Consider the following 17101-nt stretch of genomic DNA (forward strand, 5'->3'; position numbering starts at 1 on the left):
CAACGCCCTTTTTCATGCGCTCGGCCGCTCCCGGCGCTGGCGCAGGTGATCTGCCGCCAGCGGGATCGCGGGGTTCTCCTCCGCGCTCGCCAGGTAGATCGGCGTAACTTCAAGCAGCGTGTCGATTGCGACCCGCAGCTTGGCGGGCATGTAGGGCGTATGGGGCCACACCAGGTGCATGCGCGAGGCTTCCATTTCGCCGCAATCGAACAGCACCTTCAGTTCGCCCCGTTTCACATACGGGGCCACCAGCCAGCAGGGCAGCCAGGCCAGGCCCATGCCGCGCGCTGCCGCGTCGGCAATCACCTGCAAGTCATCCACCAGCATGCGCTGCCGCGGCAGCAGGTCGTGCGTGCGGCCGTCCGCCATGGCGACCGTCCATTCTTTCACCACGCGTCCGCGCGAGTACAGGATGCCATCGCGCTCGCAGACTTGCTGTACGTCCCGTGGTTCGCCGTGCGCCTGCAGATAGGAGGGCGCGGCGCAGATCAGCATGCGCTGCTGGCCCAGGGGGCGCGCAGCCAGGCTGGTACTGTTCGGCAGCGGACCGACGCGCAGGCCCAGATCGAAGCCTTCATCCAGCAGGTCTACCACCCGGTCGCTGAACGAGATATCGATGGTCAGTTGCGGGTAGCGCTGGGCCAGGTCCATCATCAGCGGCGCCACAAACTGCCGGCCGAACAGCACCGGCACGCTGATGCGCAAGCGGCCGGTCGGCTCGCTACGGCCGGTACCGATGCAGGCTTCGCCTGCATCCAGTTCGGCAAGAGCGCGCACGCAGCGCTCGTAATAGGACTGGCCCGCTTCGGTCAGGGCCTGGCTGCGCGTGGTGCGATGGAACAGGCGCACGCCCAGCCGTTCTTCCAGTCGCGCGATGGCCTTGGCCACGGCGGAACGGGTCTGGTGCAGCCGCGTGGCCGCCGCCGAAAAGCTGCCTGCCTCCACGGCCTGCACGAAGACGTTGATGCCATTCAGGCGTTCATTCATATTGTTTCCCTTTAGGCGACAATCTGTCGATAAAACTCCACCACTGTGGATCACGTGGAAACTATATAGTTCTTCTCACTTAACCACAACTTGTAAGGAGATCCAAATGCATGCATACCAAATCACCCCCGGCGGCGGTATCGACAGCCTGGAAGCCGTCAAGCTGCAGAAACGTGAACTGCAATACCACGAGGTCCGCGTAAAGGTGCGCGCGGTTTCGCTGAATTATCGCGACCTGATGGTGGCGCAGGGTACTTACCCGACCAGCGGCGAAGGCGCAGTGGTGCCGGGTTCCGACGCGGCCGGCGAAGTGGTCGAGGTAGGCCCGGGCGTTGAACGTTTCCGCGTCGGCGACCGCGTAGCGACCACATTTTTCCCTGAGTGGGAAGAGGGCAAGGTCACGCCCGGCAAGACGGCAGTGACGCTGGGCGCAGGTAGCAATGGCGTGCTGTCCGAAGAACTGGTGATCAAGGAAGGCGGACTGGTCGCGGTGCCGGCGCACCTGAGTTATGAAGAAGCAGCCACGCTGACCTGCGCCGGCGTCACGGCCTGGAATGCGCTGTTCGTGGAAGGCGGCGTGAAAGCTGGCGATACGGTGCTGTTGCTGGGTACCGGCGGCGTGTCGGTGTGGGCGCTGCAACTGGCCAAGGCGGCGGGCGTACGCACCATCGTCACCTCGTCCAGCGACACCAAGCTGGAACGGGCACGTGCCCTGGGCGCCGACGTGTTGATCAACTACCGCAAGACGCCTGAATGGCAGGAAGAAGTGCTGCGCGCCACCAACGGCCAGGGCGTCGACCTGGTGCTGGAAGTGGGGGGACAGGATACGCTGGCGCGCTCGATTGCCTCGGCTGGCATGGGCGGCAAGGTGGCCGTGATTGGCGGCTTGGGCGGCGGCTTCGAAACCAGCGTTCAACTGCTCGGCATTGTCATTGGCGGCAAAAGCATGAGCGGCATTTACGTCGGCAGCCGCAAGATGCAGGAAGACTTGTCGCGCCTGGTCTCCCAGCGCAACATCAAGCCGGTGGTGGACCGCGTGTTCGACATCCACGAGGCGCGCGAGGCCTACCAGCACCTCGCATCCGGCAGCCACTTCGGCAAAGTCGTGATCAGCGTCAAGCCGCGCTATTGATTCTTCAATTCGGGGTCAGATACCGTCTTGGACGGCAAGCCTTTTTTCCATGTATTTCGGGTCAAAGGGCTTGCCTGACTTAACTACCCCGTAAATCAAGTGCACTAACTTGCGCATAATTGCGCCGGCGACGGCCATTTTGGAGAGGCCGTTGGCCTCTAAACGTTGGCCAAACTGCTTCAGGATAGGGTTGTGACGTTTTGCAACGAGGCTTGGCAGGAATAAAGCTGCTCGCAGGTGTTTGTTCCCCATACGAGTCATCATTGTCCGGCCTCGTATTGAGGTTCCGGATTGTCGTTGCCTGGGTGTGACCCCGATGAACGCTGCAAGCGCCTTCGCATTTCCGAAGCGCCGAACATCCCCCACGTGGCCTAAGACCTTTACCGCTGTCGTACGGCCTAGCCCGGGAATGCTTTCAATGAGCTCTGCATCCTGTTTAAGCCCTGGATGGCGGTCAATGTGATCGTCGATATCCCGTGCTATTTGCGCAATTTGCGCATCCAGCCATTTGATATGAGCCTGGACATGAGGGATAACATCCTGTTGTTTGGCTGTTTCATGCGCTTCTAAACGATTCAACTCCTGCTGGCGCATATCTTGAAGTGCAGTCAGCCTGTTGCCCCAGGCCCGTAACTGGCGCTGTTCACGTGATGGCGCATCCCAAGATGGCGGCGCCATCGCTGCACAGTAGCGAGCAATTAATCCAGCATCAACTTGGTCGTTCTTGTTGCGGATATTCTCGCTGCTGCCAAAACTTTTGATGCAGTTCGGATTGACCAAGCTGACTTTAATCCCTTTGTCAAACCAATACAGGGCGATAGGTTCGCTATAGACGCCTGTCGACTCAAGGCAAATATGGGTTTCCAGCAGAGAAATCTTCTGCTTGTTCAGCCAGACTTCCAGCTCTGCGAATCCTTCTTGGGAGTTCGGAACTGCTTTCGCCTTGACTTTGCCATCAACTAGCAAGGCTACATCCAACTTACGCTTGCTGACATCAATCCCTACGACCGGCGTATTCATCTCGTCCACCTTTCTCGTATGCAGGCTTACCCAAGGGGCGACCTAAGATACCGTCCGGCGTCCAGATGAACAAGTGGGCAAGGTCACCTATCTGACCCACAAGCTCAATGGCTTCCACTCTGTTCGGTGAGACCTTGCCCCGCCGCCTTCAGAATCCTAATATCTTCTTCCAAAGGTGCAGATTCAATATACGAGGTCTGTCATTTGGACACCTGCACGACTTGTTTGAGAAATCTCAATATGCAAATTCGGTGGAATTTGCGTATTGAGAAATATCAAATGAGAGCGCTAGCTGTCCGAATGACAGACCTGACCCCGAATTGACCTCGAGTTGGGTCGAAAAAAAGCCCGCTTCGTGGCGGGCTTTTTGATGGGGCGAAGAACCGCGATCAAGCGAAGTTCTGGGCCACGAAGTTCCAGTTCACCAGGTTCCAGAACGTTTCAACGTACTTAGGACGTGCGTTGCGGTAATCGACGTAGTACGCGTGTTCCCACACGTCGCAGGTCAGCAGCGGCTTGTCGGCGCCGGTCAGCGGGGTGGCGGCGTTGGAGGTGTTGACGATCTCGACGGAGCCGTCAGCCTTCTTCACCAGCCAGGTCCAGCCAGAACCAAAGTTGCCCACGCAGGACTTGGTGAATTCTGCCTTGAAGTTGTCGAAGGAGCCGAACTTGGCGTTGATGGCGTCAGCCAGGGCACCAGCTGGTGCGCCGCCGGCGTTGGGAGCCATGCAGTTCCAGTAGAAGGTGTGGTTCCACACTTGGGCTGCGTTGTTGAACACGCCGCCGGAAGACTTCTTCACGATCTCTTCCAGGGACAGGTTTTCGAACTCGGTGCCCTTGATCAGGTTGTTCAGGTTGGTGACATAAGCCTGGTGATGCTTACCGTAGTGGAATTCCAGGGTTTCCTTGGAGATGTGCGGCTGCAGTGCGTCCATCGCATACGGCAGTGGTGGCAGGGTATGTTCCATGAATGTTTCCTTTTGATTGAGACGAAAAGTTATTTTTGCCGAAACGGCCACTATTCTAATACGAACGCTAGGTAAGCGTCGGTTGCACGTTGGCCACGCCGATTTGGGCGCTGCCTTCGGCCAGGCGGACGCCCAGCGGCTGCCCCGGTTTGATATGCGCCGGGTCGCGCAGTACGGCGCCGGCGGCATCGGTGACGATGGCGTAGCCGCGCTCCAGCGTGCGCTGGGGATTCAGTAATTCCAGTTGCGCCGACAGCGCATTCAGGGCATCGCGCCGCTGCAGCAGTTGCGCGCGCATGCTGGCGCCGGCGCGATGCTGCAAGGCTTCCATGGCGGCACGTGCCTTGCTCGCGTCGGGCTTGCGCGCGGCCAGGCGGCCGGCCAGCCGGTCGACCGTGAAGCGGGCCTGCTGCAGCGGGTTGCGCGTTGCGTGCATCATGGCGGTGGACAGGCTTTGCAACTGCATGCGCTGCTGGGCGATGCGGGCCGTCGGACTGAGCAGGCGGCGCTGCAGGTTGTCCAGCGTCTGCGTGGCGTCGCTGAGGGCGCGGCGCATGGCGCGGCGCAGGTCGGTGGCATCGGCGCGCAAGGAACCGAGCCAGTCGGCACGCGGCGTTGCCGCCAGTTCGGCTGCGGCGGTTGGCGTGGCAGCACGCACGTCGGCGGCAAAGTCGCAAATGGTGAAGTCGGTTTCGTGGCCAACTCCGGACACAACCGGCACAGTGCAATTGGCGACGGCGTAAGCCACCACTTCCTCGTTGAAGCACCACAGGTCTTCCATGCTGCCGCCACCTCGCACCACCAGCAGCACGTTGCATTCGGCGCGTCGCGAGGCGGCTTCAATGGCGGCCGCAATCTGGGCGCCTGCTTGCTGGCCCTGCACCAGGGCAGGGTAGAGCACTACGTTGACATGCGGCGCCCGGCGGCGCAACGCAATCAGCACGTCGCGCAGGGCGGCCGCCTGGGGGCTGGTGACGATGCCGATGGTGCGCGGGAACAGGGGTAGGGCGCGTTTGCGCTCGCTGTCGAACAGGCCCGCCGCCGCCAGGCGCTCCTTGAGGCGCTGGAAGGCTTCGAACAGGGACCCGACGCCGGCCCGGCGGATTGCCTCTACATTGATCTGGTAGTCGCCGCGTGGGCCGTACAGGGTGACCAGGGCCCGCACTTCGACCCTGTCGCCTTCGCGCGGCACGAATCCGGCGTACTGGGCGCGGCCGCGGAACATGACGGCGCGCACCTGGGCGGCATCATCTTTCAGGGTGAAATACCAATGGCCTGAACTGGCGCGTGTGAAATTCGAGATTTCCCCAGATATCCACTGCAAGGGGAAAGAGCGCTCCAGCAGGCGCGCAACTGCCTGGTTGAGGGCGCTGACTGAAATGACCTGGTTGGGTTCGGGGCTATTGATCATGGATCTGTCCACACTTTTTGAAAGCGGTCATGCTTATGTCATATATCACTTCATATCGCAAGTATTTTTTGTAAACACATGATTATTAAGGGTAAACGCCAATGCTACATAAGCGGGCAATCGTTGAATTTCCTTATAGATCAAAGACTTTGCGCTAGCGCATGGCTGTTACGCACAAAGATATCCACAGAATGTGTGAGGAACTTCTTCCGACCGAAATCTTGCGTGATGAAAATGTTTGCAGGGTAACTTTCATTTTAGAAATCAATGACTTGGCACTCCAGTCTGTCCCTTGCTAACAATTTTATCCACAGAAGCTGTGGGGAAAGTGCTGCCTAAAATTTCAGCTCGAAGTGATTGTCTTTCCATATCAAAGACTTGCGCCATCTCCTGTCGCCTTGCTCACACTCTTGTCCACAGAATTTGTGTATTTCGCTGAAAATGTGCCTGGAATGCATCGGGAAATCTGCGTGCGAGATTTTTACGCACGGCAAGAAAACCCTTATAGATCAAGTACTTTACCCCTCAAGCATAGCCTTGCTAACAATCTTATCAACAGAATATGTGAAGAAGTGCACAGATGGGCAAAAGCAGGAAAAGTGCCAATGCGCATTTTTTGTGCTTGAGAATAATTCGCTTTTCTTTCAAAGGCTTAGCATATAAAAGCCGCCATTCCCCACAATTTTGTCCACAGAATATGTGTAGAACTGCGCTGAGCGAAGCTGATGAAAATTTTTGCATTAGGAAAAATCATTATCAAATCATGGGTTTAGTGCGAAATGGCTGGATTGCTAACAATGTTGTCCACAGAAAATGTGTAGAATGCGCACACTTGCCTGATAGCTCTCGACACGCTACATTGCGCGTTTAGGTTTTCTTTCTTAGGAGTATGTCTTGCTCGCAATTTTCCAGGCCGCCGGCTGGCCCATCTGGCCTCTGCTGATCGCTTCCATCGTTGCCCTTGCTCTGATCGTTGAGCGCCTGATGTATCTGCGCCGTTCGCGCATCATTCCGAAGACACTGCTGGACGAGGTGGTTCGCGTCTATCGCAGCGGAAACATCAATAACGACATCATCACCAAGCTGGAAAAATCGTCCCAGCTGGGCGTTGTTCTTTCGGCAGCGTTGCGTAATGTCAACGCTCCACGCGATGTGATGAAGGAGTCGATTGAAGAGGCGGGCGGCGCCGTGGCGCACGAGCTGGAGCGCTTCCTGACCACCCTCGGCACCATCGCTACCCTGGCACCGCTGATGGGCCTGTTCGGTACCGTGGTCGGCATGATCGAGATCTTCGGTTCCCAGAATTCCGCCGGCGCCAACCCTGCGCAACTGGCGCACGGTATTTCGGTGGCGCTGTACAACACCGGTTTCGGCCTGGCGATCGCGATGCCGACCCTGGTGTTCTATCGCCACTTCCGCGCCCTGGTTGACTCCTTCGTCATCGACATGGAGCAGCAGGCGGTCAAGTTCGTGGACGTAGTCCACAACTCCCGCAAGTAAGCGAGGGATCAGTTTATGGCGATGAATTTCCGCCGAGGCCAGAAGCGCGAAGATCCCGAGATCAACCTGATCCCGTTTATCGACGTGCTGCTGGTGATCCTGATCTTCCTGATGATCACCACCACTTACAGCAAGTTCACCGAGCTGAAAATCACCTTGCCGACTGCGGACGCGGAAAAGACGGTGGAGCAGCCGAATGACCTGAACGTGACCGTGGATGCCAAGGGCAACTACACCATCAACGGCACGCCGGTTGCGTTCCACGATGTAGCCGGCCTGGCCGAGCAGATGAAGGCTGCCACCAAGGATGCCAACCCGATCGTCAAGATCAACGCCGACCAGTTCGCGATGCACCAGATGGTGATCAACGTGATGGAAGCGGCGCGCGTGGCTGGCTTCGAGCGCGTCACCTTCGAGGCACAGACCGCCCAGGCCAGGTAATGGCCTCTTCCCTCGAGACGACGTTCTCGCGCGAGTGGTTGCGGCGGGGCGCGCTGGCCTGTGCGCTCTGGCCCTTGTCCCTGCTGTTCAGGGGGCTGGCCGCCATGCGCCGCGGCTTGTATGCGGCTGGCGTCTCGCATGCCGAGCGCTTGCCGGTGCCGGTCGTCGTGGTAGGGAATATTTTCATTGGCGGCACGGGCAAGACGCCGCTGACCATCTGGCTGGTTGACGCACTGCGTGCGGCGGGCTTGCGGCCGGGCGTTGTTTCGCGCGGGTTTGGCAGCAAGGACGCCGCCCCGCGCGAAGTCGGCGCCGGGTCGACGCCGGCCGAGGTGGGCGATGAGCCGGTCCTGATTGCGGCCCGCACCGGCTGCCCGGTGTTTGTCGGCCGGGCACGCGCCGCGGCTGGGCGTGCCTTGCTGGCGGCCCATCCCGAAGTCAACGTGATCGTCACCGATGACGGCTTGCAGCATTACGCCCTGGCGCGCGATGTGGAAATCGTGCTCTTTGACGGCCGCGGCGTCGGCAATGGCTGGACGTTGCCGGCCGGCCCCTTGCGCGAGCCGCCCTCCCGCCAACGCGATTTCACCGTAGTCAATGCGCCGCAGCTGACGGCGGCTCTTTCCTCTGCCGTTGCGCCGCCGGGCGCTGCCGACGGGGAGCCATGGCAGATGCGCCTGGCCGGCGACGTCGCCGAGCGCCTGGGCGACCGCAATGAGCGCATGACGCTGGCCGAGTTGGCTGCTCGCGCAGCGCCGCCAGCGGGGCAGGGGGCCGGGCTGCGCGTGGTTGCGGCGGCGGGCATCGGCAATCCCGCCCGCTTTTTCGGCATGCTGCGCGCGGCGGGAATCGCGCCGGTCGAGTTGCCGCTGCCAGACCATCACGACTTTCAAGACCGTCCTTTCGCCAATATCGAGGCCGACTTTATTCTGGTGACGGAGAAGGATGCAGTAAAATGCTGGCAAATTGAAGAATGTCGCAACGACCCAAGAATCTGGGTCGTTCCAGTCAGCGCTCGCATCGACGCGGCGCTGGCCGATCAAATTGTGGAGAAACTACGTGGACGCACGCCTGCTTGATATCCTGGTCTGCCCTGTGTGCAAGGGCCCTCTGGAGTACGACAAAAAAGCCCAGGAAATGATTTGCAAAGGCGATCGCCTGGCATACCCGATCCGCGACGGCATCCCGATCATGTGGGCCGACGAAGCGCGCTCCCTGCCAGACACCGCGGAGTAAGCGGTGTCCTTTATCGTCATCATCCCGGCCCGCCTGGCCTCGACCCGCCTGCCCAACAAGCCACTGGCCGACCTCGGTGGCAAGCCGATGGTGGTGCGCGTGGCCGAACGCGCGAAAGAAGCCGGTGCGGCCCGCATCGTCGTCGCCACCGACCACGCCTCTATTAAAGAAGCCTGCGAACAGCACGGCATCGAAGCTTTCATGACCCGTGCCGACCACCCGTCCGGCACCGACCGCATCGCCGAAGTGGCGCGCGCCATGAATTTGCCGGCCGACGCCGTCGTGGTCAACCTGCAGGGCGACGAGCCCCTGATCGAGCCGCAACTGCTGCAGGCTGCTGCCGCCCGCATCGGCGCCGACGTGCCGATGTCCACCTGCGCTCACCCGCTGCACGATGCGGCGGACGCCTTCAACCCGAACGTGGTGAAGGTGGCGCTGGACAAGCAGGGCCGCGCACTGTATTTCAGCCGTGCCACCATCCCGTGGCACCGCGATGCCTTCGCCAAGGACAAGTCGGCCCTGCCGGCCGGCTACGTGCCCTTGCGCCATATTGGGCTGTACGCCTATAGAAATGACTTCCTGCAGGCCTATCCGGCGCTGGAAGTGTCGCCGCTGGAAGGGATTGAAGCCCTGGAGCAGCTGCGCGTCCTGTGGCATGGATATCCCATTGCCGTACACGTGACCGATTCCGCCCCGGCCGCCGGTGTGGATACCCCGGAAGACCTGGCGCGTGTACAAGCACTCTACAAAAGTGGCGGATAAGCCAACTTCTGTGGTAAGTTTCTAGCAAGGTGGCTAAGGCATCATCAAAAATTATTATTAAATCGTTTAGGAACATTCATGCGTCTCATTCTGTTAGGAGCACCAGGAGCCGGTAAGGGCACCCAGGCCAACTTCATCAAGGAAAAGTACAACATCCCTCAGATTTCCACCGGCGACATGCTGCGTGCGGCAATCAAGGAAGGTACTGAACTGGGCCTGGCCGCTAAAAAAGTGATGGACGCGGGCCAACTGGTTTCGGACGACATCATCATCGGCCTGGTGAAAGACCGCCTGAAAGCGGCCGATTGCGCCAATGGCTACCTGTTTGACGGCTTCCCGCGTACCACCGCGCAAGCCGACGCGATGAAGGATGCAGGCGTCAAAATCGACTACGTCCTGGAAATCGCCGTGCCGGACGACCAGATCGTCGAACGCATGAGCGGCCGCCGCAGCCATCCGGCTTCGGGCCGCGTGTACCACGTCAAATTCAATCCTCCTAAAGTCGAAGGCAAGGACGACGTCACCGGCGAAGACCTGGTGCAGCGCGACGACGACAAGGAAGAAACCGTCAAGAAACGCCTGGACGTTTACCACAACCAGACCGAAGTCCTGCTTGGCTACTATGGCGAGTGGGCCAAATCGGGCCAGCCTGGTGCGCCGAAATATCGCAAGATCGAAGGCGTTGGTCCAGTCGAAGAGATTCGCGACCGCGCGTTCGCGGCGCTGAACAGCTAAATCACACCAAGCGGGCTCCTGGCCCGCTTTTTCATTGCGGGCGCGCGCCCGTTGCGCGGCCCCCTGGCCGTGAAGTGTCAAAGTTTTGCAGTACGTAGTTCGGTCGTACCGAGTTCGTTTTGTGGCTTTTGATTCTAATAACGTAAGGGGGCAATCTATGGCAGCAAGTTTGTGGTTCGCGATTGCGTGCGGCGTGCTCGCGGTTGTATACGGTCTGTGGGCGCGCAGCTGGATTCTTGGACAGGACGCGGGCAATGCCCGCATGCAGGAAATCGCGACAGCCATCCAGCAAGGTGCGGCGGCCTACCTGGCACGCCAGTACCGCACCATCGGCATCGTCGGTGTTGTTCTGCTGGTAGCCATCGGGGCGGCGATCGATATGAAGACCGCCATCGGCTTCCTTCTTGGCGCCGTGCTATCGGGCGCTTGCGGCTTTATCGGCATGAATGTGTCGGTGCGGGCCAACGTGCGTACCGCGCAGGCTGCGTCGGTGGGCATGAACGAAGCGCTCAACGTCGCCTTCAAGGGCGGCGCCATCACCGGCATGCTGGTGGTCGGCCTGGGCCTGCTGGGCGTGGCCGGTTTCTACTGGGTGCTCACTGTAATGGGCGCCCCGGCCGCGCCCGACCCGGCGCACAACGTGCATGAAGTGCTGAAGCCGATGATCGGCCTGGCCTTCGGGGCTTCCCTGATCTCGATTTTTGCCCGCCTGGGCGGCGGCATCTTCACCAAGGGCGCTGACGTCGGCGCCGACCTGGTGGGCAAGGTGGAGGCGGGCATTCCCGAGGACGATCCGCGCAACCCGGCAGTGATCGCCGACAACGTGGGCGATAACGTGGGCGACTGCGCCGGCATGGCGGCCGACCTGTTTGAAACCTATGTGGTGACCCTGATCGCGACCATGCTGCTTGGCGCGCTGATGATCACCGGCGCTCCGGCGCAAGCGGCCATCTATCCGATGCTGCTGGGCGCGGTCTCCATCATCGGTTCCATCATCGGTTGCTCGATGGTCAAGGCGAAACCGGGCAAGAAGATCATGTCGGCGTTGTACACGGGCCTGTGGTGGGCCGCCGGCCTGTCGCTGATCGGCTTCGTGATTGTGACCTGGATGGTGTGGCCGGACGACGACATGCGCTACAAGATGCTGGGCGCGACCGTGGTCGGCATCGTGCTGACCGGGCTGATGGTCTACATCACCGAGTTTTATACCGGCACCGAATTCACGCCGGTGCGCCACATCGCGGAAGCTTCCACCACCGGCCACGGCACCAATATCATTGCGGGCCTGGGCGTGTCGATGAAATCGACAGCGTGGCCGGTGCTTGCCGTGTGCGTGGCGATCCTGGTTTCTTTCAAGCTCGCCGGCCTGTACGGCATTGCGATTGCGGCGACTTCGATGCTGTCGATGGCCGGTATCGTGGTGGCGCTGGACGCTTACGGTCCGATCACCGACAACGCTGGTGGCATCGCAGAAATGTCGGGGATGCCGGATTCCGTGCGTGCCATTACCGACCCGCTGGATGCCGTGGGCAACACCACCAAGGCAGTGACCAAGGGCTATGCGATCGGGTCCGCCGGCCTGGCTGCGCTGGTGCTGTTTGCCGACTACACGCACGCGCTGGAGTCGCGCAACATGTCGATGTCGTTCGACCTGTCCGACCCGATGGTGATCGTGGGCCTGTTCATCGGCGGCCTGATTCCTTACCTGTTCGGTGCGATGGCCATGGAAGCCGTGGGCCGCGCTGCCGGCGCCGTGGTGGTGGAAGTACGCCGCCAGTTCCGCGACATCAAGGGCATCATGGACGGTACCGGCAAGCCGCAGTACGACAAGGCCGTCGACATGCTGACCGCTTCCGCCATCAAGGAAATGATCGCGCCTTCGCTGCTGCCGGTGCTGGTACCGATCCTGGTCGGCATGCTGCTTGGGCCGCGCGCGCTGGGCGGCCTGCTGATGGGCACCATCATCACCGGCCTGTTCGTGGCGATCTCGATGACTACCGGCGGCGGTGCTTGGGATAACGCGAAAAAGTATATCGAGGACGGCAACCATGGCGGCAAGGGCTCCGACGCGCACAAGGCGGCGGTGACCGGCGATACCGTGGGCGACCCATACAAGGATACTGCCGGCCCGGCCGTCAACCCGCTGATCAAGATCATCAACATCGTGGCGCTGCTGCTGGTGCCGCTGCTGCCGGCCACCGGCATCCTGTCGGTGACCATGGCGCCGATGCAGGCGCAGCAACAGGTGGTGGCTCCGGCTTCGGCTGCGGCGCCGCAGGTTGCCGCGCCGGTGGCCGCACCGCTTGCCGCCCCGGCTACGGCCCCGGCTACGGCCGAGGTGCCGGCGCCAGCGTCCAGCGAGGCACCGGCGGCGAAGTAAGCCGCGCCGCTTCCACCCTCTGCGGCGTATGATGGCGGTACGCTGCGGAGGGCACCATGAATTTACCACTCCTGCTGGCGCTGGCCGCCGGGCTTTCCGCTCCGGCCGCCGGCGCCGAATCCCTTGAAGAATACCGGCGTTTGCCGGAATGCCGGCTCAGCGCCGATGGCAAGCACCTGCTGCAGGAACCCTGCCGCACGGCGCCCGCCCGCAAGGCCATGCCGCGCCGCCCGGTGCCGCTCACCGTTACCCCGACGCCGCGCATCGCGCCGGCCCCCGATCCCTCGCTGACCTGGGCGCCCATGCTGACCAGGCGCGATCCGCATGCCGCGCCGGCGGCGATCGCCCAGTTGCCGCGCGCAGGGCAGCCGTCGCTGCCGCCAGGCGCGGTCTTGCCGCCAACCACGCCGCTGCCCGGTCCCAGCGCGCCCATCCCGGTCCAGTGCGATGCCGGCGGCTGCCGCGATGCCAGCGGCACCTATTATCACGGACCGCCCGGCCAGGTCATCAGCCCGGCAGGAAAAGTGTGTGCGCAAAGCGGGGGATGGATGACTTGCTATTGATTTCGGCTACAATACGCCTCGATTGACGTTTACGTAACGTAAAGTGAATAGGGGAGACAAAGCATGCAGATCAAGGACCAAGTATTCATCATCACCGGCGGCGCATCGGGTTTGGGCGCAGCGACCGCCCGCATGATCGTCGACAACGGCGGCAAGGTTGTGCTGGCGGACGTGCAGGTGGAGGCCGGTGAAAAGCTGGCGGCAGACCTGGGAGCAGCCAAATTCGTCAAATGCGACGTCACATCGGAAGCCGACGGCCTGGCCGTGGTGGCAGCAGCTACCGCCATGGGCACCTTGCGTGGCCTGGTCAACTGCGCCGGCGTGGCGCCGGCCATCAAGACCGTGGGCAAGGATGGCCCGCATCCGTTGGAATCCTTCGCGCGCACCATCAATATCAACCTGGTCGGCACCTTCAATATGTGCCGCCTGGCGGCTGATGCCATGGGCAAGACCGAAGCGGCGGAGTGGGGCGAGCGCGGTGTGATCATCAATACCGCATCGGTGGCGGCGTTTGATGGCCAGATCGGGCAGGCGGCTTATGGCGCGTCCAAGGCTGGCGTGGCAGGCATGACCCTGCCGATGGCGCGCGACCTGTCGCGTTCCGGCATTCGCGTGATGACTATCGCGCCGGGGATCTTTGAGACCCCGATGTTGCTGGGCATGCCGCAGGAAGTGCAGGACGCGCTGGGCAAGATGGTGCCGTTCCCGCCACGGCTGGGCAAGCCGTTCGAATACGCTGCGCTGGCGAAGTCCATTATCGAAAATACCATGCTGAATGGCGAGACGATTCGCCTGGATGGTGCGATTCGCATGCAGCCGAAGTAAAACCGGTAAATCTGGGTCTGACCCAAGGGACAGACCCGCCACGCGGCTGCCGCAGGTCGGTTCTGACCCTTGGGTCGGCACCTGGTTTACCGGTTTTGGTGTAGCATGGCCGGATGAAAGCCCTCGCCCTCGCCGCAGCACTGCTCTGCACCCTCCCGCTCCACGCTCAAGACAACCGCGCTCCTGAAATCGCCACCGGCTGGCAGGAAAAGGCCGGCTGGTCGGCGCAAAAATTCATGGTCGCCGCGGCCAATCCGCTGGCCACCGAAGCCGGTTACCAGATGCTGAAACAAGGCGGTTCCGCGGTTGATGCAGCCATCGCCACCCAGCTGGTACTGACCCTGGTCGAGCCGCAATCTTCCGGCATTGGCGGTGGCGCCTTCATGATGCATTGGGACGGCAAGAAGGTCCGTTCCTTCGATGGCCGCGAAACCGCGCCCGCAGCTGCTACCGAGACCCTGTTCCAGGACGCTGATGGCAAACCCTTGCCGCGGGCGGAAGGCGTGGTCGGCGGCCGTTCGGTCGGCGCCCCCGGCGTGCTGCGCATGCTGGAACTGGCGCACAAGGAGCATGGCAAGCTGGCCTGGCCCAAGCTGTTCGCACCCGCCATCAAGCTGGCCGAGGAGGGCTTTGCCGTCAGCCCGCGCCTGAACGCCTTGCTGACCAATGAGCGTTACCTGCAGCGCGACCCGGTCGCTGCCGCCTATTTCTTCGACAAGGACAAGAATCCCTGGCCGGTGGGTCATGTCCTGAAAAACCCTGCACTGGCAAAGACCCTGCGCGAGATCGCCGCCGAAGGCGCCGATGCCTTCTACCGCGGGCACATCGCGCGCGACATCGCCGCGAAAGTGCAGGGGCACCCGACCAATCCAGGCGGCCTGACGGCAGCCGACATCGGCGGCTACAAGGCCAGGGAGCGCGAACCGCTGTGCGCCGACTACCGCGCCTACACCGTGTGCGGCATGCCGCCGCCATCGTCCGGCGGCGTGGCGATCGCGCAAATCCTCGGCATCCTTGAAAACAGCAAGATCGGCGACTACGCGCCGGTCAACGGCGTGATCACGGCTGACGCCATCCACCTGATGACGGAAGCGGAACGCCTGGCCTATGCAGACCGCAACCGCTACGTCGCCGATACCGACTTTGTTCCGCTGCCAGGCAAGGGCGCCAGCGGCCTGCTCGACAAGTCCTACCTGCGCCAGCGCGCCGCCCTCATCGGCGACAAGTCGATGGGCCGCGCCCGCGCCGGCGTGCCGGCCGAAGTGAAAGTGGCCTGGGGCGACGACACCGCGCTGGACAAGCCCTCCACCTCGCACCTGGTGGTGGTGGACGGCAACGGCAACGCCATTTCCATGACCACCTCGGTGGAAGACGCCTTCGGCTCGCGCCAGATGGTCGACGGCTTCCTGCTGAACAACCAGCTCACTGACTTCTCCTGGGATTCGGTGGACGAAAATGGCCCGATTGCCAATCGGGTGCAGCCCGGCAAGCGCCCGCGTAGTTCGATGGCGCCGACCCTGGTCTTCGACAGGCAGACCAGGCAACTGGTGCTGGCCACCGGCTCGCCGGGCGGCTCCACCATCATCAACTATGTGGCCAAGGTGCTGGTCGGTGCGCTTGACTGGAACCTCAATGTGCAGCAAGCCATCAGCCTGCCCAATTTCGGCAGCCGCAATGGCCCGACCGAGCTGGAAGCGGGCAAGTTCACAAGTGACGTGGTGGGGCAGCTGAAAGCGCGTGGCCACGAAGTGCGCCAGGTGGAACTCAACTCGGGCCTGCAAGGCCTGCAGCGCACGCCGAACGGCTGGTTCGGCGGCGCCGATCCGCGCCGCGAAGGCATCGTGCGCGGCGAGTGACGAGCGCGCGACAGGCGGCGGACGGGCAGGGCGCGAGGCATTCCCGCCCCGCAGCCAGCATGTTACCCTTGATAAATGGGCATGAAAAAGAAAACAGGCTTGATCCTGACGGGCGGTGGCGCCCGCGCGGCTTACCAGATTGGCGTTTTGCAGGCGATCTCCGAAATCCTGTGGGAAGAGGGATGGCCGCCGGCACGTAATCCCTTCCAGATCATTTGCGGCACTTCGGCTGGCGCCATCAATGCCACCGCGCTGGCCTGCCGCGCCGACAATTTCGGCGAAGGCGTGCAGAAACTGCTCGACGTGTGGAGCAATTTCGAAGCGAACCAGGTCTATCGTGCCGATTCGCTGGGCGTGCTGCGTTCGGGGGCGCGCTGGCTGTCGCTGCTGTCCTTCGGCTGGCTGCTGCGCAAATGGCGCGCCGCGCCGCCGCAGTCGCTGCTCGACAACACCCCGCTGGTGAACCTGCTGCACCGCATGCTGGACTTGCCGCGCCTGGACAACTGTTTGCAGGAAGGCCTGCTGCACGCCGTGGCCGTCACCGCCTCGTCCTACACCGGCGGCCAGCACATCACCTTCTACCAGACCGCCGCCGAAATCGCACCCTGGGTAAGGATGCAGCGCGTGGCGATGCAGGACCAGATCGGCGTCGAGCACTTGCTGGCGTCGTCGGCGATTCCTTTCATCTTCCCGGCCACGCCGCTGTACATGGGCGGCCACCTGGAGTACTGCGGCGACGGTTCGATGCGCCAGCTGGCGCCGATTTCGCCGGCCATCCACCTTGGGGCGCAGAAGGTGCTGGTGGTCGGCGCGGGCCGCCTGACCGAGCCGCCGCGCCAGATGACGGAGTCGCCGCGCTACCCGAGCCTGGCCCAGATCGCCGGCCATGCCATGTCCTCCATCTTCCTGGACGGGCTGGCGGTCGATATCGAACGCTTGAACCGCGTCAACCAGACCTTGTCCGTGCTGCCGGAAGACCTGCTGGCCAAGACCCCGCTGCGGCCCGTGGAACTACTGGTGATCGCGCCGTCCGAACGGCTGGACGACCTGGCCGCGCGCCACATCGGCAGCCTGCCGGCGCCGATTCGCACCATGCTGTCCGGGATCGGCGCCACCGAGGCGCGCGGTTCGGCGCTGGCCTCCTACCTGCTGTTTGAAGCCAGCTATACCCAGGAACTGATCCGGCTCGGCCAGCGCGATACCCAGGCCCGTCGCGCGGACGTCCTGGCATTTTTCGGGTCCTGATGGCGAGGAATAGTAAAATGGCAGCTTTTGCCCATTTCTG

General features: G+C 62.1%; 16 protein-coding genes. 12 read left to right on the forward strand and 4 right to left on the reverse strand.

Annotated elements, in window-relative coordinates; all coding sequences use genetic code 11:
- Positions 1-12: 12 nt before the first annotated feature.
- On the reverse strand, positions 13-987 hold the full coding sequence (locus ACN9MZ_RS09870) for a LysR family transcriptional regulator (protein ID WP_426341973.1): 975 nt from the start codon (positions 985-987) through the stop codon (positions 13-15).
- Positions 988-1093: 106 nt separating this feature from the next.
- Between ACN9MZ_RS09870 and ACN9MZ_RS09875 the strand changes: the two genes are divergently transcribed.
- Positions 1094-2119, forward strand: a complete 1026-nt coding sequence (locus ACN9MZ_RS09875; protein ID WP_426341974.1) for a zinc-dependent alcohol dehydrogenase family protein — start codon at positions 1094-1096, stop codon at positions 2117-2119.
- A gap of 15 nt (positions 2120-2134) precedes the next feature.
- Here the strand turns inward: ACN9MZ_RS09875 and ACN9MZ_RS09880 are convergent, their stop codons facing one another.
- The 3 genes from ACN9MZ_RS09880 to xseA all read right to left on the reverse strand — a co-directional run bounded on the left by ACN9MZ_RS09880 (position 2135) and on the right by xseA (position 5518).
- A complete protein-coding gene (locus ACN9MZ_RS09880; RefSeq protein WP_426338545.1) occupies positions 2135-3139 on the reverse strand; it encodes an IS110 family transposase in 1005 nt (334 codons plus the stop codon).
- A gap of 389 nt (positions 3140-3528) precedes the next feature.
- Entirely contained in the window at positions 3529-4107 is a 579-nt protein-coding gene (gene sodB / locus ACN9MZ_RS09885) for a superoxide dismutase [Fe] (RefSeq protein ID WP_426170471.1), read from the reverse strand.
- A 67-nt stretch (positions 4108-4174) separates the two neighbouring features.
- Positions 4175-5518: an exodeoxyribonuclease VII large subunit gene (gene xseA, locus ACN9MZ_RS09890; protein WP_426341975.1), complete on the reverse strand. Its 1344-nt coding sequence runs from the start codon at positions 5516-5518 to the stop codon at positions 4175-4177.
- Between the two features lie 894 nt (positions 5519-6412).
- Here xseA and ACN9MZ_RS09895 point away from each other — a divergent pair.
- The 11 genes from ACN9MZ_RS09895 (at position 6413) to ACN9MZ_RS09945 (ending at position 17061) form a co-directional block, all read left to right on the forward strand.
- On the forward strand, positions 6413-7018 hold the full coding sequence (locus tag ACN9MZ_RS09895) for a MotA/TolQ/ExbB proton channel family protein (protein WP_426170474.1): 606 nt from the start codon (positions 6413-6415) through the stop codon (positions 7016-7018).
- Positions 7019-7039: 21 nt separating this feature from the next.
- The gene (locus ACN9MZ_RS09900; protein WP_057260354.1) at positions 7040-7459 is read left to right on the forward strand and encodes an ExbD/TolR family protein; all 420 of its coding nucleotides are present in this window, start codon (positions 7040-7042) and stop codon (positions 7457-7459) included.
- Positions 7459-8538, forward strand: a complete 1080-nt coding sequence (gene lpxK / locus ACN9MZ_RS09905; protein ID WP_426341976.1) for a tetraacyldisaccharide 4'-kinase — start codon at positions 7459-7461, stop codon at positions 8536-8538. The genes ACN9MZ_RS09900 and lpxK overlap by 1 nt, the downstream gene beginning before the upstream one ends.
- Positions 8519-8695 carry a Trm112 family protein gene (locus ACN9MZ_RS09910; protein ID WP_426341977.1) on the forward strand — a complete coding sequence of 59 codons (177 nt, stop codon included), beginning with the start codon at positions 8519-8521 and terminating at the stop codon, positions 8693-8695. Before lpxK ends, ACN9MZ_RS09910 begins: the two co-directional genes overlap by 20 nt.
- 3 nt (positions 8696-8698) lie before the next feature.
- Positions 8699-9457, forward strand: a complete 759-nt coding sequence (kdsB, locus tag ACN9MZ_RS09915; RefSeq protein WP_426341978.1) for a 3-deoxy-manno-octulosonate cytidylyltransferase — start codon at positions 8699-8701, stop codon at positions 9455-9457.
- A gap of 78 nt (positions 9458-9535) precedes the next feature.
- A complete protein-coding gene (adk, locus tag ACN9MZ_RS09920) occupies positions 9536-10192 on the forward strand; it encodes an adenylate kinase (protein WP_426170479.1) in 657 nt (218 codons plus the stop codon).
- A 157-nt stretch (positions 10193-10349) separates the two neighbouring features.
- Positions 10350-12572 carry a sodium-translocating pyrophosphatase gene (locus ACN9MZ_RS09925; RefSeq protein ID WP_426341979.1) on the forward strand — a complete coding sequence of 741 codons (2223 nt, stop codon included), beginning with the start codon at positions 10350-10352 and terminating at the stop codon, positions 12570-12572.
- A 56-nt stretch (positions 12573-12628) separates the two neighbouring features.
- Complete coding sequence (locus ACN9MZ_RS09930) at positions 12629-13135, forward strand: hypothetical protein (protein WP_426341980.1); 507 nt, start codon at positions 12629-12631, stop codon at positions 13133-13135.
- A gap of 63 nt (positions 13136-13198) precedes the next feature.
- A complete protein-coding gene (locus ACN9MZ_RS09935; protein WP_426341981.1) occupies positions 13199-13960 on the forward strand; it encodes a 3-hydroxyacyl-CoA dehydrogenase in 762 nt (253 codons plus the stop codon).
- Positions 13961-14073: 113 nt separating this feature from the next.
- Positions 14074-15816, forward strand: a complete 1743-nt coding sequence (gene ggt / locus ACN9MZ_RS09940; RefSeq protein WP_426341982.1) for a gamma-glutamyltransferase — start codon at positions 14074-14076, stop codon at positions 15814-15816.
- A gap of 75 nt (positions 15817-15891) precedes the next feature.
- Positions 15892-17061, forward strand: coding sequence for a patatin-like phospholipase family protein (locus ACN9MZ_RS09945; RefSeq protein WP_426341983.1), 1170 nt, complete (start codon positions 15892-15894; stop codon positions 17059-17061).
- Positions 17062-17101 lie beyond the last annotated feature (40 nt).

The organism is Pseudoduganella sp. S-14, from assembly GCF_049913285.1.
In the GTDB taxonomy this organism is placed as follows: Bacteria; Pseudomonadota; Gammaproteobacteria; order Burkholderiales; family Burkholderiaceae_D; genus Rugamonas.